The sequence below is a fragment of the Paraburkholderia domus genome (genome assembly GCF_905220705.1).
GTDB lineage: Bacteria > Pseudomonadota > Gammaproteobacteria > Burkholderiales > Burkholderiaceae > Paraburkholderia > Paraburkholderia domus.
In genome coordinates, this window is record NZ_CAJNAT010000004.1 from 110532 (window position 1) to 128675 (window position 18144).

An 18144-nucleotide genomic window follows, 5' to 3' on the forward strand; every position below is an offset into this window, starting at 1 on the left:
ATGATCTATCCGGCCACCACGCGGTTGCGGCCATCGTGTTTGGCCCGGTACAGTCGCTCGTCAGCGACTCGTAAGAGGGTGTCGATCGTATCGCCGTCGCGGCCGAACTCGGAGACGCCGACACTGACGGTAATGGCGACGGGCCGCCCGGTTTCGGTATAGAACTCATCGGTAGCCACTGCGCCCCGGACGCGCTCCGCGACCGAACGTGCCATGTCTAGCGCGGCTCTAGGCAGCAGCACCATAAACTCTTCGCCACCGACTCGCGCCACGCCGTCATAGGGGCGAATGGCGTCAAGGCATTTCTGCACGAATCGCTGCAACACCTCGTCACCCACCTGATGGCCGTAGTTGTCGTTGATCAATTTGAAGTTGTCGAGATCCAGCGCCAGCAGCGAGAACGGCGCACCCTCTCGCCTGGCTCGTGCGATTTCCGCCTCCACTTGCTGGATAAACTCACGCCGGTTCGCGGCACCCGTCAGTGGATCGGTCGCGGCGAGATGCTCAAGCTTGTGATTGGTGCGTTGGAGCTCCTGCAGCGCGCCTTCCGTGCGTGCCATTGCCTCGGCGAGGCGAGACATCAGTTCTTCCTGACTGTAGATCGTCGAAAAAGAGCGCGTGGTGCGGAACGCCTGAACGACGCCATAACTCAGGAGGAAAAAGCCGGCCGCGAAGATCGCGTGCGCCAGCCACCACATATGATTCCAGGGCTTGCCGAGAATGAACGCGAGAGACGAAAGTGCAAAGGCGGTGATCGAGATGCCGTAGATCACCATCAGCGGCGAGCGAATGCGACGCAGCATCAGCACCATGACGTTCAGCGTCGAGAAGATGAGCGCGCCGCCCTCCATCGATAGTCGCACTGCGAGGCTGCCCGCAATGGGCGAGTTCGCAATCAGTCCGACAACCAGGTCGATCAGGACGAAGACGGCGATCCACGCCAGCCACGGGCGCGGCTTCGAGCGCTGCTCGACCGCGTCCGGTGCGTTGTGGTACGAGAGAAGCCCGATCAGCAACAATACTGACATCACCAGACGCGATGCCGGTCCATAGAGCAGGAATAGCCAGATATTATGGTGAGCCATGCCGGTGAATGCGCCGTGCAGCGCATAGACCAGCACAAAGCCTAGAAAGCCCAAAGTCAGCCACCGCAGCAGCGGTTCACCCGACGACAAATAACAACGCCAGGTCACATAGGTGACAAACAGTCCCTCGAGCGTCGCCGCTGCGATCGCGATTTCGTGGAATGCGTGGTTTTCGAACTTCAGGCTCGGGTCTTGAAAGAAAGCCAGATAAGCAATGAGGTAGGCAGGGATGAGCGCAAAACCAATGATCAACAAACTCGAGTAGACCTTGGTCACGATCCCAATGATGCGGGGCGGCTCTTGGATTGAGATGGTCATGCTCATGTGCCCGTCTCCGACAATATTTCTGTGGTTTTCGCATCGCCGAGCGATTGACGCGTGAATCGGCCGACTCGGACACGGCGCCATGCAGTCGCGCCGTGCCGAACATACCACGCGGCGGACTATCTTCAGGCTATTGGAAGTATATGCGTCAGGTTTCATCTGACAAGACGTCCAACGATCCGAATTTTGACGCTACCTCCTATAGCGCGACGGCCAAACGGAGCCTGTCACGGGTGAGGATCCAGTGACAGCGCTCCGGGACTCCAAAGGACCTTGTGCTATCGCCGGCGCGAGCGTCCACGCGACTGAATTGCGGGTTCCGCGTCCACGATGGTGAGGAGGTGCTGGCGGCCCTCATCAAGAATTTCATCCGCGAGGGCCGGGTCAACGTCTGCAACTGCACGCGAAAGCAGCAGCGTGCCGACCATCTGGCTGAACAAAGTGATCGCCTTCCCGCGACTGCCTTCGCTGACCCCCTCCGTCTCTTCGATGACCTTGGCGAAATCCTGGAGGTTCACCGCGAGACCTGCCGCGTAAGTGCCGTGTGCCACGTCGCCGAGCCGCCGGGCGTCGCCGACAAAACCCGACAGGGGGCAGCCCGCCTCGATATTCGCGCGATGCTCGGGCGAGAGGTACCACTCGATCCGTTGCCTGACCGGGTTGGCGTTGGCTGACCTGGCGTTTTCGATGATGGAGCCATACGTCTCCCCACCCTCTTCCATCGCCTTTTCCACGACGGCGGCGACCAGTGCGTCTTTTGATTTGAAGTGGTTGTAGAAACCGCCCTGCGTAAAGCCCGCCGCCTTCATCAGCTCGGCGAGCCCGACCGCATCGACGCCGCGCTCGCGAAACAGCTTCTCGGCGGCGGCCACGATCGCGTGCCGGTTTTCAACCGCCTGTTGTCTGGAAACACCCACTCTCCCTCCCTTCGGCCGACAACGGCCTAATCAGACCCATCGAAAAATACAATGTCGATCACAATTGACATTAGCAGGGTGGGCGCCCACACTGCATCTCAATGACAATGTCATTCACCATTGTCTTAAGTATAGCCTTCTTTACCTGAAAGTTCAGGCAGCAGAGGGCACAACGGTTATCTGACGCCTGACCGCGTCGTCACCCGAATCTTTAAAGAGGGTCTCACCATGACGAAGACAACCCCTGAACAGAACAAGGCGCTCGCGCTGGAAGCATTCGACACGCTGTTCAACAAGCGCGACTACGTTGCAGCCGAGCGCTTCTGGTCCGATCGATACATTCAGCATAGCGCCCACATTGCGCCAGGACGCGACGGCCTGTTCAACCTGGTTCGCGCGCTGCCTGACACCGCGCGCTACGAGAACCAGCTGATCGTGGCCGACGGTGACTATGTCATCGCCCATGGCCGTTTTTCCGGGGTCGGCAGGCCCGCCGCGTGGATTGCAGCCGACGTCGTCCGCTTCGAAGACGGCAAGCTCGCCGAGCACTGGGACGTCCTACAGGACGAAGCGACCCAGGCCGAATCCGCAAGCGGCCTGCCGATGTTCGGCGTCCGGTTCCCTGCCTGAGCACGCCAACCCCATCTACAGCGATATCAACATCACCAGGAAACGATCATGAAACTCACCGGAAACACGATCTTCATCACGGGCGGCGGTTCGGGCATTGGCCGCGGGCTAGCCGAAGCGCTCCACAAGCGTGGCAACAAGGTCATCATCAGCGGCCGCCGGCGCAGCCATCTCGACGAGGTGGTGGCGGCGAATCCCGGCATGGCTGCCATTGAGCTCGACATTGCCGACCCGGCCAGCATAGGCCGGGTGGCGGCACAACTGATCGCGGACTATCCCGATCTCAACGTGCTGATCAACAACGCTGGGATCATGCAGCCAGACCAGGCCGGCGGCCACATCGACGACGCGCTGATGGTGTCCACCATCACGACCAACCTGATGGGGCCGATCCGCATGACGTCGGCGCTGATCGATCATCTCAAGACCAAAAACGATGCTGTTGTCGCCTATACCAGCTCGGTCCTGGCTTTTGTTCCGCTGGCCGTGACGGCAGTGTATTCGTCGACCAAGGCGGCGCTGCATTCGTACATCCTCTCGCAACGCTTCATGCTGCAGAACACGAAGGTTCGCGTACTCGAGATCGCACCGCCCTGGGTGCGCACGGACCTCATGAACAGCCGCGAGGCCGAACAGGCGATGCCGCTTGACGCCTTCATCGACGAAACGATCGCTGTCCTCGGGACGGATGTGGATGAGGTTCTGGTTGAAGGTGCGAAGCAGTTCCGCGGGAACCCGGGACCCGATGAGCACGCTTTCGTCAATGGCCTGAATGCACAGATGCTGGAAGTGCTGGGCGGGTGAATAGCTGCCTGACGGACACGTGAGCCGGCGATGATGCCGTCGTAATCGCCCGGCCAATCCTGTGCGACGAGGTAAGCGTTTCGGCCGCCGTTCGATGCGCCTTCGAAGTAGGTGTACTTGGGCGTCTGACCGTAAAAGGCTGCAATCACCGCTTTGGCAAAATAGACGGCGGTGCCACGTGCCGCGTATGAGTAATCCTGTTTCTGCGTCGCATTGTTAAGGACATCGACGGGATAAACCCTGCCGACAGTCGCGCAGGAATCACCTCGGATTGGGTTTTGATCTGGACGGCGTGACAAGCGAAGTTCGCGGCGGCGGCGACGCACATGACAACGTGCTTTCGATTCTCGCGTTCGGAGAAGTGCGGATCAAAAGAAAGCTGGGATAATGAAGGGCTCGCAGCGCGACTTTCGGGGCTAGCCTCCAAGGCGTCGGCGGCGGAACCAGAGGTGAGTTATGCCCGAAGAAGTCCAGTACAGTCACTCAGCAGACATCCCCGGTTTGACCCTTAGCACGGCTCGGTTTGCCGAGTTTCGCTTTGAGCCGCACTATCATCTCGACTGCCATATCGCACTCATTGCCAGCGGGGTGCAACGTCAATCGTTCCGTGGGGAATCCCTGTTGCTCACGCGTGGCGCAATTCAGCTTATGCCTGCGGGCGAGGTTCACGATGGGGTTGCTGACGCGGATGAGTCGTACACGCTCCACACGTTTCGATTGTCGCCCGGGCTGCTGAATGGCTTCGGGGAGGAAATCACGGGCAAGCACTATTTCCCCTCACAGGCCGCAGTGGTGCTGCAAGATAGCCGCCTCTCAGATCAGTTGTTCAAAATTCACGCAACCCTCCGGCAGGGGATGAACGATCCCATCATGAACGAAACCTACGTTCTGGAATTGCTGGAGTCACTGTTCGCCCGTTTGAAGCAACCCTCTCCTCAAACTATCGCCGGAGCCTTGTCGTCCCAGCAACTACGACTTGTTCGGGAGTTCGTCGAGGCGCATCTTGCCGACAAAATCGTTCTGGAAGATCTATCCGGTCTTGTTGGCCTCGCTCGATTCCGGTTCTTGAAACTGTTCAAACGCACTATCGGCATGATGCCCCACGCCTGGTTACTGCGCATGCGGCTTGAAAAGGCGGTGGCGTTGATCAACGCGAACAGGAACATGCCGATCACTGAGATTGCGCACGCCGTTGGCTTCTTTGACCAAAGCCATTTCACGCGAGCGTTTCGCGAGGCGTACGGCGTTACTCCCGCTCGCTTCTGACGGCGGGCGGCGCGGCAATTTTTTACAAGGCGTTTTGGTAGCAGATCGGTAGCCTTTGGTTTTTGGCCTCGTGCCCATCCCGGGCGGCCTCCATCTAAGGCAGAAGCACCGAATGACTACTTTCAGCTTTCTTGACGACTACAGCGAAGGCGCACATCCTGACATTCTTCGCGCCCTGTCGGAATCCAACTCCATCCAACAGGCAGCCTGCGGGGAAGACTCCTACTCTGCCGAGGCAACGACTCGGATCAAGGCCCGACTGGGGGACACGTTCGACGGAGCCATCCACTACGTCGCAAGTGGCACGTTGGCCAACATCGTTTCGATATCTAGCTGCCTGCGTCCGCACGAAGCCGTCATTGCAGTGAGCTCGGGACATATCGTAGTTAGGGAGGCCGGTGCTATTGAGGCAACTGGCCACAAGCTCATCGTCGTTCCCGCTGTAGACGGGAAGCTCACGCCCGCCAATATTGAGGCCGCGCTTGCCAGCAATGCTCATTTTCCGCACATGGCAAAACCTCGGCTGATCTATCTGTCGAATGCTACCGAAATAGGCACCGTCTACTCGCTCGATGAGTTGCGCGAGATATCGGCGCTCGCAAAGCAACGGGGCCTCATTCTATTTCTCGATGGCGCGCGCTTGGGTGCGGCATTGGCGTCGAGCAAGAGCGACGCGACATTGGCCGATATTGCTTCCCTCGTTGATATTTTCTGGATCGGCGGAACCAAGATCGGCGCGCTTTTGGGTGAAGCAATTGTTGTTTGCAATCCAGCGTTGACGGAGGATTTTGCTTTTCATGTCAAGCAACGCGGCGGCATGTTAGCCAAGGGACGGCTACTGGGTATCCAGTTTCAGGCGTTATTTGGCGACAAGAATCTCTTCGTCGAAAATGCAAAGCACGCCAATGCCATGGCGGCAAAACTCGCCTCCGGGATCGTGTCTAGCGGTTACGCGCTCGAGGCGGAAACGGCCACGAATCAAGTATTTGCAATATTGCCCGATTCAGTCATTTCCGCTTTGAAGCAGTACTTTGCTTTCTACGTTTGGCGAGAGTTGGATAACGATCATTCTGTGATTCGCCTGGTAACGTCGTGGGCCACACAAGAACACCAGGTTGATGCCTTTTTTGGCGCGGTTCCCCCAGCTTTGAAGGCACGTACCCATAGCCGATACACTCAGAACGACTCGTCCTCGATAGAGCGCATCGCTCCTCTATCGAATCTTGATGACCGTTTTTCCCTTTGTACGCCCTGCTTCAACGTAAGCCAAAGCCTCATTGGTTGACGCAAACGGGAAGACCCGATCGATTACGGGCCGTATGGTTCCCGCATCGATCAGTGCGGCGATCCGACTCAATTGGTCTCCGCTGGGGCGCATGAACAAAAATGAATAGCTGGCATCATGACGTTTTGCAATTTTCCTGACGCGATAGCTCAAAAGGCGCATCACCGTTTTCAGGAACCACGAAGCGCCAATCTCCTTTGCAAACTCGGGATCAGGCGGCCCCGCGATCCCGATGAGCCTGCCACCCGGCCTGAGGACGCGCAGTGATTTTTTGAGCGTATCTCCGCCCTGCGTGTCGAGCACTAGATCGTAACCATTGAGGATGTCTGCAAAATCCTCTTTCTTGTAGTCGATGACGATATCCGCGCCGAGTTGCTTCACCAGTTCGGCGTTCCGCGCACTCGTTGTCGTCGCGACGGTCGCGCCCACATGCTTCGCCAGTTGAATGGCAAATGTGCCGACGCCACCCGAGCCGGCATGTATCAGCACTTTTTGCCCTTTCTTCAGTTGCCCTTTCTCGATCAACGCCTGCCACGCGGTCAGGCCTACCAGTGGAATCGAGGCGGCTTCTTCCATGCTGAGTGTGTTGGGCTTGAGCGCCACGCCGTCTTCCTTGACCGCAATGAATTCCGCGAAAGCGCCGATGCGATCTTTGTGTGGTTGCGCATAGACCTCATCGCCTGGTTTGAAGCGCTTCACGCGCGCTCCAACGCGGACGACGACCCCGGCCAGATCGTTGCCCAGAATCAGCGGCAAACGATAAGGCAAGATGAGCTTGAACTCGCCGTCCCGGATTTTTGCATCGATGGGGTTTACGCTTGTGGCGTGGATCTGGATCAACACGTCATCCGCTTGCGGCTCCGGGGTCGGCATCTCGCCGGCTCGCAAGCCATTCTTGCGTCCGTATCGATCGACGACGAATGCCTTCATCACCTTTCCTTGGAAATTTATCGTTGACTCAGGCTGCTTCGCGGGCAGTTGCTGGGATGTAGCGTTGGATATCATTGTGTTGTCCTATGCGACCGCGCTGCTCTGGATCAATTGTGCTTCAAATGGGGGAGAGGTGGCGGTGACGCCGTTTAAGTTTGAAGTCGCAGGTCTTTGCGAATACCGGCATCCACGAGACCTGCGGGCGCAAACCTGCGCAGCAATCGCATGCGGCCGGCGAGTCCACCGGCGGCATAGCGGAGTTTGGGACGAGCCGCGATGGCGGCTTGCAGTACAGTCTCGGCCACAACCTCGGGCCCGTCAGCACCCTCGACCACCTCTCTCACTCGCTTGGCCAGGGCCGTGCGAACCTCGCGGTACTCGTCGAGGGGAACGTCCGGTTCCATGAAGTTCGCGTCGAAAGGCGTCTTGATGTAGGCGGGCTCAATAACGGAGACCCGAATGCCCATCGTGCGCAACTCATGATCGAGCGATTCCGAATAGCCTGCGACCGCATGCTTCGTGGCGGTGTATAGCGCCATATACGGCATCGGCAAGAAGCCGAGCACGGAGCCGATGTTAATGATGCGGCCACTCCCTTCACGACGCATGTGAGGCACGACGGCACGCGTCATCCGGACGATCCCGAAGAAGTTCGTATCGAAGATTGCTCGGGCCTGTTCGAGTGAACTCTCTTCAGCGCCGGCGGGCGCAACGCCAAAACCCGCATTGTTGACGAGCAGATCGATGTGGCCCTCCAGTCGTAGCATTTCGCGAACGGCGGTGTCGACGGATGCGTCGCTGGTAACGTCGAGCGGCAGCAAATCGAAGGACCGTTTGCCGGCCGGTGCACCTCGTCTACTAGTGCCGTAGACCTTATAACCCGCCTTCGCGAGCCGCTCGGCCGTGGCTTCACCGATGCCTGATGAGGCGCCCGTAACAAGCGCTGTCTTGGTCTTGCTTTTCATAATGTCCTTCCTCCTGCAGTTCCTGGGGTGATCTTCATGGGACTTTCTTTCGTTGGACGGTGGTCACAATCCAGTTGCTGCGGCGACGCGGTGGAGAGGTCGTCCATCTGGTGGCATTACTATGATGGTCGTCATATTTAATTGCGAGCGCAAAGCCGGCGGAAAAGCCGGCATGACCGTGGGTGGAATCAGGCGACGTTAGGGGCGAGCTGCTCCAGTGTTGCCTCTCGCAGGGCGTCGGAAAGCTTGGGGTCGTCGACAGCGCGCGCCAGAAGCAGCGTTCCGACCATCGTGGCCACGGTAACGAGCGCGCGTTCGTGCGCGCCCGGCTGTCCCCAGTCTGACGACTGGCGGGCAATGAGATCGATCATCTCCTTGATACGACGGGTGGCCGCGCGCCGCACCTCGGGCGCCTGGCGGGGCATTTCCGAACCGAGGGCCGCGACTGGGCACCCCATCTCGGCGTTTTCGACGTGCTCCTTCGAGAGATAGGCGCGCACGAGCGATGCCAATGCCTGCTCCGGCGGCGCGCCGGCCGCAATGCTGGCCGACGCGGCGACGGCTTCAGCGCCGGCGCGATCCGCCGCTTCGGCGAGCATTGCCTCGCGCGAAGCGAAGTGGGCGTAGAAGCCGCCGTGCGTCAGACCGACATTCTTCATGATGTCGGAAACACCGGTGCCCGCATAGCCGCTGCGCCGTATGGCGCGCGCGGCTGCCTCGACGATGCGTTCGTGAGTGGCTTCCTTACGCGTAAGTGCGGATCGTGTCATGACGGCAGAGGTGGCGAATCGTATATATTACGTTCATCATATTCGGTTTTTGTGCAAAACGCCAGATGGAATTTCAGTCAGATGTTGGCGATGCCTGGTCTTGGGTGTGGTGTGCCCAGTTCACTCTGGATCAAGTTCTGGATTCCGGTAGGGGCAATCCGCCATGCACACACCGGTCGGCTGACGGCAGCAGTATATTTGGCAAAACTAATTTAAGCTGCCCGCTTTGAACGTACTTCGCCAGTGGATTGAGCTGAGATGCCTCATTCGGCAACGCTGTCCGGACGTACACGTTGAGCCTACTCCACGGGTGGTTCGTTTCTTATAACCAGTTCCATGAATCCCGAACCTGAGTCGTGCTCGCGGGAGAAGCGATATTCGGGAAGAAGCGCCAGCAATATCTCCGCGGTTGTACGGACCGTGCAACCGCGTCCCACGTGACCGCCGAATACTCGACCGCGGGGGTCGGCAACCGACATGTGCAGATGCGCTCCATCAGATGATATGGACCCAGCGAGCGTCAGGATTTCCAGATCATCGCGCAGCTCAGTCGAGTCCTCGTCTCCGGCAAATCGCAATTGGGCAACGCTGAGGCTCCCGATGCCCTGTATCACGAAGGCCGCCCGCAACTTGAGCTGGCGCAGCACGTCTTCGAGAGCGGCACGCAGATCGTCGCCGGGGAAAAGGCGTAAAGGGTGTGCTTGCATCGCGCGGTTCCTGGTTTGGGGCTTGGTGACAGGTTAAGGCGGATTGAGCTGGGCGACAATCGGGTAGCTCGGGCGCTTCGGCATCCGGCTGACCTCCTGTTGCGCGAAAGCCAGGTAGTCCGAGGAAATCGTCACCGTGGGCGCCGTCCGCACATCTTCGAATTCACGTCAACCAGGTAGCACGTTGAAAGGGCGGCAAATTTTGAACGAAAACTTTCCGCGCCTTACCGGTGGCTGAGATGAAAGGGGAATTGCCCCCTTACCAGGCATTTGGAAGTGTTGCCATCACTTACTCTGAGTGCTCACCTTGTAAGGAGATCAAGCATCATGAGCATACAAAGTGTAGGTGGTTCGCAAACCAGCACGAACCTGCTTTCTGTCGGCGCCACTCGCCGCTCGACCGGCGGCGGCTGCGAAGCGGCGTCGTCCTCGTCGTCTTCGTCGATCAGTTCGACGGATTCAAACCCGCTGTTGTCGGCACTCGAGGCGGCGTTGGCGGCACTTGGGATTGGCAGCACGTCGTCGACCACGGCTACATCGGGTACGTCGAGCACGACTGCCGCTTCGAGCTCGTCCAGCACGGCAGCGTCTTCCACCGCCTCCACGAGCGATTCGACGTCAACCAGTTCGGTGTCCGGCGCGCTGCAGGCCTTTCTCGGGGCGCTGTTTCAGACACTAGGGTCGCTTCAGCAGCCGGGCAATAGTGACGGCTCCACGTCTAATAGCACGAGCGGCTCCACGAACTCGATCGCGACTTCTTCGTATGGGGATATTGGCGGAGCGCTGAATGCACTCGCACAGGACCTCGGGTCTGGCAGCACGACGAGTTCGACTACTGCATCTGGTACCTCGGATACAAGTGGCAATTCTTCTTCGTCTTCTTCGCAGACGTCGACGCTGCAGACGGATTTTCAGGCTTTGTTGAGCTCACTCGGCGACAGTAACTCGGGCACATCGTTGCAGTCGTTTGTGCAGACGCTCGCGGATAACCTCAAAGGAAATTCGCATATGCAAACGGTTGGTAGCCTGGTGTCGACCACGGCTTAAGGTAACAAAAGTACAGGCGGTTTTCCGTCCTTCCTGATGACGTCATCGGGAAGGACGGAGGCCGACCGCGCGTCGAGCTGGCATGGTTTTTTTGTCGGGCAATAATGACTTTGCCGGATGGTCATGTGGATGACAACGACGAACCTGCAATGGCGCTCGTCGTGCGTGGAACTGCGCGATTGGCTTGCGGTAGCACGTATCTCGACCAGGGTTAACCCATTCGAAACGATGCGGTAAAGCACATACAGTTCTTGCATACCAACTGGCTTCAGACGCGGGGGCATCTCCACCCAGGAGTGCCCGGCGGTGTTTCCTCAGTTCCACGAACTCAAAGGAGATGACAGATGGAAATCCGCGATCCTTCCCCGGGCCTCTACAACGAAGATCTTGCGCCCGCCAGACAGCGCAACTGGGGCGCCTTCAGCATTTTCAACGTCTGGACCTCGGACGTGCACAGCCTCTGGGGCTACTACCTCGCCGCCAGCCTGTTTCTGCTGTGCGGCAGCTTCATCAACTTCGTGCTGGCGATCGGGATCGGCTCGCTGGTGATCTTCGCGCTCATGAACCTGATCGGCTACGCTGGCGAGAAGACCGGCGTGCCTTACCCGGTGCTGGCGCGCGCCTCCTTTGGCGTGTGGGGTGCCAATCTGGCGGCCATGGTGCGCGCCGTGGTGGCCTGCTTCTGGTACGGCGCGCAGACGGCAGCCGCTTCTGGCGCGATGGTCGCGCTGCTGATCCGCAGCGACAGCCTGATGGCGTTTCATAAGGGCACGCAGTGGCTCGGCCACTCAGGGCTGGAGGTGATCTGCTACGTGATCATCTGGGCGCTGCAGTTGCTCATCATCCAGAAGGGTATGGAGACGGTGCGCAAATTCCAGGACTGGGCCGGTCCGGCGGTGTGGGTCGCAATGCTGATCCTGGCGATTGGCCTGTGCGTCAAGGCCGGCGGCTTCTCGTTCACCAGCGGCATTCCGATGAGCGTGCTGCTCGAGAAGACCAGTGACGCCGGCGTCAGCGGCGAGCCAGGCTCGTTCTGGGCACTGATGGCAGTGGGCGCGACCTGGATCACCTACTTCGCGGCGCTGTACCTGAATTTTTGCGACTTCTCGCGCTATGCGAAAAATCGCGACGCAGTGAAGAAAGGAAACCTGTGGGGCCTGCCGATCAACCTGATCGCATTCTCGCTGGTCGCCGGCGTCACCACCATCGCCGCCTTCAAGGTGTACGGCGAAGTGCTGCTTCACCCAGAACAGATCTCCGCCAAGTTCGACAGCTGGGTACTGGCACTCATTGCGGCGCTGACCTTCGCAGTCGCCACGCTGGGCATTAACGTGGTGGCCAATTTCGTCTCGGCCGCATTCGACATCTCCAACACGTTCCCCAGACGGATCAGCTTCAAGAAGGGGGGATACATCGCCGCGGCTATCGCACTGGTGCTCTATCCGTTCGCGCCGTGGGAAGGTAACGCCGCGCACTTCGTGAACGCCATCGGCGCCACGATGGGCCCGCTGCTGGGGATTATTCTGGTGGACTACTACCTGGTGGCCAAGGGCAACATCAACGTCGCGGCGCTCTACCAGGAGCACGGCGAGTACCGCTACGAAGGCGGCTGGAACATCAACGCGCTGGTCTCCGCGGCGGTCGGCAGCGTGTTTTCGACCTTCCTGCCTAACTTCACCAATCTGCTGCCGGTCTGGTGGAATACCTATGGGTGGTTCTTCGGCGTGGTGATCGGCGGCGGCATGTACCTGATCATGGCGACGCTGCGGCCGCGTGCTGCGATCGCGCCGACCCGCGCTTGAGGGTTTTCCTGGGGGACGGGTAGGGGCGAGTCTTGGCCTCTGGCATGCGGAACAGGCATGGCAACAATGCCGATGGTTTGCTGTCGACGGTCATGCTAGGATTTCTCGCAAACAACTCCGGAGACTGCTATGCCGTTCATCTGCGAAAACGTTGAATGTCGCGCCGTGCTGGCCCGCGGGCAGGTCAGAACTGTTCAAGAGAACGAGGGGTGGTGCTTCTACTGCCCAGACTGCAAAGTGAGGAACGCGTTGAACGATATCGGCGCGCTGGGCGGTCCTGTTGAGTTGGTTCAGCCGGAGCGATCTGATCTTCCACACAAAGTGGTTGCAACTGCTCGACCATTGGAGGACGGCAAGTACGCGGCGCAATTGCGCGTACAAAGGGCACTCGGTATGAAGGGGACTTACGCGGTCGAAGAACATTGGGAACAACTCGGTGTATTCCTTGACGCGCACGAAGCCGTCGCGCATGCAAAGTCCGTTGCGGCAGACTGGCTGGGAAAGGCATAGTCCCGAGTTGAGCGCTGGATTCAGCCGTGCGCACCGTGTGCGGATCTTGACGGCCGGCCCGCGACCGTAGATCCGCAGCACAAGCTGGTGCTGCACGGCGCCAGTGCCGTGAAGGTAACGGTTCAGCTTTCGGTATGCTCAATGAGCGTACGTCAACGGAACCGCTTTACCCTGAAATGCTCCGCCAGACCCGATGTCACGGGTTCCGAATTCATACAGCGTCGCTCATGAACCTTCGACGGGAGCGAGCTTGACAAATAGTCTGGCAGCTTCGTTGCCATGGGACAAAGCGCGCAGTGCGAGGGAGAGCGCTAGCTGCGCGTCGTGGGCGACTGCGCTGCGGTCCTGATCGAAGAGTTTGACGGCGTGGCGCATATGCTGCGCCGCTTGATCGTGAAGCTCCGCTGCCGTCGCGTGAAGTTTTGCCGCGTTTGCGCTGTTTGCGCCGGAGCCGGTCGATGCAGGCGCTCCGGGCGGCGTACTGGCGCTGTGCGCACCGGCGTCGTGTGCCTGATCGATTGCGTGCAAGGTGTGGCCGTGGGCCATCATCGCCTCGTGTGCGGCGTGGGCGTAGTCTTTACCGCCCTCGAAATGCCGCGATGCCGCGCGGTGATATCGCGCCGCCTGCTCGTGATGTGACGCCGCAGCTTCAAGATGTTCTTTTTTGCTGTGCTTCGTGCTCATACCGGCTCCTGCAAGACTGTAGGACCCACTCCGATGACGACTGATTTGAAAACACAGTGGCGGGTCGGAAACCACAAGATCCGAATTTACACGCACTTGCGCTCTCGGTGACGTTTTCGTTACGCGAAAAACAATCCATCAAAATCGTCATCTGCGAATGCCTTGGGGCATTCACTCCTCGCACTGCACGTCCTGCTTTCGCACAACGATAATCACCGGGTATGTCCCGTGTTCGAGTTCCACGCGTGCGACTACGGCCATCGTCGTGTTGTCGATGTCGTCGTACACGCTGACTTTTTCATGCCGAAGGTTCGTGACACCGGTACAGGCAGACGCGCGACCCTCGTCGGAGACCTTGCATTGGATCGGGTTGTCTGCAAGGTAGCGATATCGGTCTCTTTCGGGGGTCGCAAGATATTCACGAAAGCTCTGTGCCGCTCCGCCGATACCGGTGACATACCCAATGGCGCACTCCAGTTTGGGCGTATCGCTGCTCGCGGATGTTTGGGCTGTCGCGGCTGTGCTTGCCAGCGCGATGACCGCCGCGAGTGTCGATGCAAGAAGGTATTTCATGGCGCAAATCACCGTTGTCGGATCGAAGTGCTGGATTGTAATGGCATCCTGCCCGAGAGGTCAGGAAGCGCACAGCGGGACATATGCGGGTCAGAAGTCACGCTACTGCGCGGCCGCGGTTTATGAGTTCGTGAAGAACGATGACGGCAGCGAGCGGCTGGTGATCAACGCGCAGAGCTGTGTGCACTGCAAGACCTGTGACATCAAGGATCCGACCCAGAATATCGTCTGGGTGACGCCAGAGGGCGGTAATGGTCCGAACCACTCGAATATGTGATCGGTCTCACTGGATTTTTTCTGTTGCCAACTTCAGGCCTAGTCCGACAAACAGAGCTCCCATCGCCTTGGTCAACCAGGAGGAAATAGCCTGGTTGCGGCGAAGCGCGCTTGTCATTCGCGCTGCGAGAAACACGTAGATAATACTCGTTGCTATTCCAACCATGTTGCCAGCCACGCCTAACGCGACGAGATGCTTCACTGGACTTGGGTCGTGTGCGTTCATAAACTGGGGAAGCAATGCGATGTAAAACAGCGCCACTTTCGGGTTCAAGACATCACTGAGAAAGCCTTGCCAAAAAATGAGCCGCAAAGCTTTCGTCCCGGTGTCGCCGAGGGGAAGAGCCAAGCTCCCCTTGGAGCGCAATGCTCCCAAGCCGAGATAGACCAGGTATGCCGCGCCTACCCACTTCAACGCGGTGAACGCCGTGGCTGATGCTAAGACAAGCGCAGAGAGACCCGTTACCGCAACGAGTAAGTGCACGTAAGCGCCGAGATTAATTCCGAACGCGGCGCATAGGCCTGCCATACGTCCCTGAGCAATCGTTCGCCAAAACTCACCGAGCGCCGTCGCCGTCGAGAACATAAGCGCCCCAATAGTACGGATGGCGATAAAGCGCGCCGTCTTTGCCATTCAGCATGTCTCGTTCGGTCTGCGCAAGGGCTTCTGCTTTTGACAGGGAAGGATCTGCGGAGAGCGTCTTGAACACGGTGGTCGTGACGTCTGCGGCTGAACGGGATTCCACCGCCCATTGGGTGACCAGCATCGTGCGCGCGCCTGCGGCAAAAAACGCCCGGCTCAGTTCCGACACGGCGTCGCCGGCGTTACCGGAGGCCAGCCCTGTGTTGCATGCCGACAGCACCACCCAGTCTGCATTCAGGCGTAACGTCACAATGTCGTCTGCCGTCAGAATCGAATCCTGGAGTCCGTTCCCTTCGTAGGCTAAAGCCAGACCGGACTTGTGCCACTCCGGCGGCTCGCCCGGAATGACCCCGTGTGTCGCGAAAAGCACCACCCGTTCTGTGGATAGATCGGCCTTCAGAACCGAACTTCGCGTCGCTTGAGTCCCCGAAACAATGCTGCTCTGCGGAGCGCCAAGTGCTGTAGCAATAGACCGCGCCTCGTCAAGGGTCTCCGGAAGGGGAGCGACGCGCCGGTAGTCGAAATGGGATTGAGCCGGAGTTGAAGCCGTACCCTTCTGCAAGCCTGGCGGGTCTTCGGTTGCGGACCTTGCCGCCGCCGCGCCGCTGAAGCTCGGATCCGCAAATGCGACAAAAGGCTGGCTGGCATTTGGCGAGGGATGCGCCCTTGCAATTACCAACGCAGACGCGCTCGGCAGCCGTACCGTCGCGATGGAGCTGATCCACCATTTTGCACTCTCCAGACTTTCGGTCGGCTCTGTTACAAGGACGTCGAAAGGTGTGCTGGCAAGGGGCCCGCTTGTTACGATGTATGCCGTTTTAGCTTCGCGAAGCTCGTCTGCAATGGGTGCAATGAGCGATTGGTACAACCCCACGGACGCGGCCAGATTGAAACCGCTCGGGTCGCCAGGTCGTGCTGGCGGGGAACCAGCGTCAAATATAGTGCGCAAGGCAATGATCTGCTTCTTCAAGTCGGCGCGCGATGTTGGGAGCCGTACAGCTTTGAATGTGCCGTCTGGGCGCACGACAAATGCGTACGCTTCGTCGCGTGCGGCGTAGAGGTCAATGTAGACCTCCCCCTGACGGAGTGTCGAACTTAAAGCCGCAGGATCTGGTAGCTCAGGAGCGACCAGATCCTTGTACGCGGGGAACTCCTTCTCAATCTGTTTGCGGATGCTCGCCAGATGTTCGTCCACCTCACCCACAGCACTCTGCTCCCGCTTTACAACTGATGCTGCGGCGCTCTGCTGTAAGAGAGTGCCTCCATTGCGTGATGACGAAAGCTGACTGACCGCAAGCGTGAGGGCCAGACGTGCCGTGTTCTGCTGATAGCGAATTTCCTGCTCCTGCTCGACGAGAGCCCTGAGAGCAGGATTGGAGGCCGCGAGTCGCGCTGCACCATCAGCCATAGCGCCGTAAGTAGCGTTTGTATGAAAGAACTCAGCAATGCGAAACGCTACGCGTTGATCCCTGTCGTTGCCGGCCATCAGCCTCTTCATGGATAACTGCAGTGCGCCGTCGACCACGAGCGAGCCTGCGGTGCTCGACGCGTCCCAGCTGCCGGGTGATCCAGTGATCTCAGACGCGAATTTAATGACTTGTCCGTTCGTTATAGTTGAATTAGGGTCGTTTAATTCATACAAGATTTTCAATGCCGCATCTGATTTATAGTATGGCGCGCCTGCGCCGTATCGCCGGAGTTCCCCAGCCATCGCAGAGGTGATTTTTTCGTCAGCTTCTCGCCATTGTCCGCGGGACGCTAATATTAACGACGCCCGCTCTCCGCTGCCTTCATTTTTGCCCACCACCGGGTTCACCGAGGCCGCCGCCGCCCACCCATCCGCATCTGCGGCATACTCGCGTATTCGCCCTTGTACCAAAGCAATCATTAGTCGGGCGCGTCTCGCTTCTGAATAAGAGATTGAATTCGGAGATAGGTCCGATTTTCGGAACTCGTCGAGAGTGGCACTGATGGCAGCCAAGGCTCCGTCATAGTCATCGTTCGATGAAAGGGCGATGGCAAGGGCGTAGTCAACTTCGCCACGCTGAAAAGCATTTAGATGTAGATCCTGATGCGTTTGCATAATCCAACGCATTTCATTCGCATAGCTCAACGCCTCCATTCTGCGATTGTTCTCAACCATCGTGCGAACGGGTTCCGACAGGTGGTCGAATAATTCGTCGACTGCTAGGCGGTGCCGATGTTCGCTCAGTGATGGATCGTTCAAATCACGCCACGCCAGACTGATGACTGCCCTACGTGCCGATAGGGCGAGATCATGGCGGTTGAGATAACGGCGCTCGAACTCTGACTCCGCGAACATTTCAGCGTATGCGGGGTTACGTGGAAGTTGTTCGAGCTCGGCAGCAGTGGTGCTGCTCGCAAGAGACTTTGCTTTTTGCAGCAACCGGTCGGCGCTAACAAAGTCGCTAGCAGTGGCATAAGAATTCGCTAAATTCGAAGCCGCAAGCGATCGTTGCCCCGCCGATATATGACCGTCGTAGACAATCTTCTCGCGAATCCGCATCGAGTCCGCCACTCTTCCTTCGCGGAAGTAGGTGCTCGCGAGCTTGTCGAGCAGGGCGTACCGTTGAGCTCCATCCGAAATTGTCGACAGTTGCTGCTCGACAAGCAACTCGTCGGTAGGCAGTGGGCTCGTCGACGCCAACGCGGGTCCTGAGTTGATCGACGGCATTGAATTTGGGCCGGGCCCCGGCCCACACGAGACGCAGACGCTCAACAGCGCAAGAGACGCAATCAGGCGAGAGTGCCATGGCGCATAGCTTTGCATGGTCGGCCCCGGTGGGTGCTGGGAGGACGCCTGATCGCTGACGAATAGTTACCCATTCAAGCACCAGCCCATGCCGATTACAAGACCAGCCACCATCTTGAGCACTACAGTCTCGATCGCGTCCGGGAACCACGC

General features: G+C 58.7%; 17 protein-coding genes and 3 pseudogenes. 8 read left to right on the forward strand and 12 right to left on the reverse strand.

Annotated elements, in window-relative coordinates; translation table 11 throughout:
* Positions 1-5: 5 nt before the first annotated feature.
* Both KHO31_RS10700 and KHO31_RS10705 read right to left on the reverse strand, forming a co-directional pair.
* Complete coding sequence (locus KHO31_RS10700) at positions 6-1409, reverse strand: GGDEF domain-containing protein (RefSeq protein WP_211623264.1); 1404 nt, start codon at positions 1407-1409, stop codon at positions 6-8.
* A gap of 278 nt (positions 1410-1687) precedes the next feature.
* Positions 1688-2326, reverse strand: a complete 639-nt coding sequence (locus tag KHO31_RS10705; protein WP_201085641.1) for a TetR/AcrR family transcriptional regulator — start codon at positions 2324-2326, stop codon at positions 1688-1690.
* Between the two features lie 228 nt (positions 2327-2554).
* Here KHO31_RS10705 and KHO31_RS10710 point away from each other — a divergent pair, with 228 nt between their 5' ends.
* Together KHO31_RS10710 and KHO31_RS10715 are read left to right on the forward strand one after the other, a co-directional pair.
* Positions 2555-2956: a nuclear transport factor 2 family protein gene (locus KHO31_RS10710; protein WP_201085640.1), complete on the forward strand. Its 402-nt coding sequence runs from the start codon at positions 2555-2557 to the stop codon at positions 2954-2956.
* A 48-nt stretch (positions 2957-3004) separates the two neighbouring features.
* Positions 3005-3760 (forward strand): SDR family oxidoreductase, encoded by a 756-nt coding sequence (locus KHO31_RS10715; RefSeq protein ID WP_201074433.1) that lies wholly within the window; start codon positions 3005-3007, stop codon positions 3758-3760.
* A 32-nt stretch (positions 3761-3792) separates the two neighbouring features.
* Here KHO31_RS10715 and KHO31_RS39995 read toward each other — a convergent pair.
* Positions 3793-4086, reverse strand: a pseudogene (locus tag KHO31_RS39995) (tannase/feruloyl esterase family alpha/beta hydrolase); the annotation flags it as partial.
* A 130-nt stretch (positions 4087-4216) separates the two neighbouring features.
* Between KHO31_RS39995 and KHO31_RS10725 the strand changes: the two are divergent.
* Positions 4217-5026, forward strand: a complete 810-nt coding sequence (locus tag KHO31_RS10725) for an AraC family transcriptional regulator (protein ID WP_201085639.1) — start codon at positions 4217-4219, stop codon at positions 5024-5026.
* Positions 5027-5138: 112 nt separating this feature from the next.
* Complete coding sequence (locus KHO31_RS10730) at positions 5139-6311, forward strand: threonine aldolase family protein (protein ID WP_201108015.1); 1173 nt, start codon at positions 5139-5141, stop codon at positions 6309-6311.
* On the opposite strand, the gene KHO31_RS10735 is transcribed toward KHO31_RS10730, so the two are convergent.
* The 5 genes and pseudogenes from KHO31_RS10735 to KHO31_RS10750 form a co-directional block, all read right to left on the reverse strand.
* Positions 6240-7241 carry an NADP-dependent oxidoreductase gene (locus KHO31_RS10735; protein WP_201085637.1) on the reverse strand — a complete coding sequence of 334 codons (1002 nt, stop codon included), beginning with the start codon at positions 7239-7241 and terminating at the stop codon, positions 6240-6242. The two genes, KHO31_RS10730 and KHO31_RS10735, sit on opposite strands and share 72 nt — an antisense overlap.
* Positions 7242-7390: 149 nt before the next feature.
* Positions 7391-8206 carry an oxidoreductase gene (locus tag KHO31_RS10740; protein WP_201074437.1) on the reverse strand — a complete coding sequence of 272 codons (816 nt, stop codon included), beginning with the start codon at positions 8204-8206 and terminating at the stop codon, positions 7391-7393.
* Between the two features lie 188 nt (positions 8207-8394).
* Complete coding sequence (locus KHO31_RS10745; protein WP_201074439.1) at positions 8395-8976, reverse strand: TetR/AcrR family transcriptional regulator; 582 nt, start codon at positions 8974-8976, stop codon at positions 8395-8397.
* A gap of 163 nt (positions 8977-9139) precedes the next feature.
* Positions 9140-9220: pseudogene (locus KHO31_RS39220) on the reverse strand (LysR family transcriptional regulator); the annotation flags it as partial.
* 55 nt (positions 9221-9275) lie between these two features.
* Positions 9276-9683, reverse strand: a complete 408-nt coding sequence (locus KHO31_RS10750; protein ID WP_211623265.1) for a PPC domain-containing DNA-binding protein — start codon at positions 9681-9683, stop codon at positions 9276-9278.
* A gap of 327 nt (positions 9684-10010) precedes the next feature.
* Between KHO31_RS10750 and KHO31_RS10755 the strand changes: the two genes are divergently transcribed.
* From KHO31_RS10755 to KHO31_RS10765, 3 genes are all read left to right on the forward strand, one after another.
* Complete coding sequence (locus KHO31_RS10755; RefSeq protein WP_211623266.1) at positions 10011-10730, forward strand: hypothetical protein; 720 nt, start codon at positions 10011-10013, stop codon at positions 10728-10730.
* A 344-nt stretch (positions 10731-11074) separates the two neighbouring features.
* Positions 11075-12532, forward strand: a complete 1458-nt coding sequence (locus KHO31_RS10760) for an NCS1 family nucleobase:cation symporter-1 (RefSeq protein ID WP_211623267.1) — start codon at positions 11075-11077, stop codon at positions 12530-12532.
* Positions 12533-12661: 129 nt separating this feature from the next.
* On the forward strand, positions 12662-13042 hold the full coding sequence (locus tag KHO31_RS10765; protein ID WP_211623268.1) for a hypothetical protein: 381 nt from the start codon (positions 12662-12664) through the stop codon (positions 13040-13042).
* A gap of 225 nt (positions 13043-13267) precedes the next feature.
* On the opposite strand, the gene KHO31_RS10770 is transcribed toward KHO31_RS10765, so the two are convergent.
* Both KHO31_RS10770 and KHO31_RS10775 read right to left on the reverse strand, forming a co-directional pair.
* Positions 13268-13726: a hypothetical protein gene (locus tag KHO31_RS10770; RefSeq protein ID WP_201074444.1), complete on the reverse strand. Its 459-nt coding sequence runs from the start codon at positions 13724-13726 to the stop codon at positions 13268-13270.
* Between the two features lie 171 nt (positions 13727-13897).
* Positions 13898-14299 carry a hypothetical protein gene (locus tag KHO31_RS10775; protein WP_201074445.1) on the reverse strand — a complete coding sequence of 134 codons (402 nt, stop codon included), beginning with the start codon at positions 14297-14299 and terminating at the stop codon, positions 13898-13900.
* A 79-nt stretch (positions 14300-14378) separates the two neighbouring features.
* Here KHO31_RS10775 and KHO31_RS10780 point away from each other — a divergent pair.
* Positions 14379-14576, forward strand: a pseudogene (locus KHO31_RS10780) (4Fe-4S dicluster domain-containing protein); the annotation flags it as partial.
* A gap of 6 nt (positions 14577-14582) precedes the next feature.
* Here the strand turns inward: KHO31_RS10780 and KHO31_RS10785 are convergent.
* Entirely contained in the window at positions 14583-15209 is a 627-nt protein-coding gene (locus KHO31_RS10785; protein WP_211623269.1) for a LysE family translocator, read from the reverse strand.
* The gene (locus tag KHO31_RS10790) at positions 15133-17913 is read right to left on the reverse strand and encodes a CHAT domain-containing protein (protein ID WP_211623270.1); all 2781 of its coding nucleotides are present in this window, start codon (positions 17911-17913) and stop codon (positions 15133-15135) included. Before KHO31_RS10790 ends, KHO31_RS10785 begins: the two co-directional genes overlap by 77 nt.
* Positions 17914-18144 lie beyond the last annotated feature (231 nt).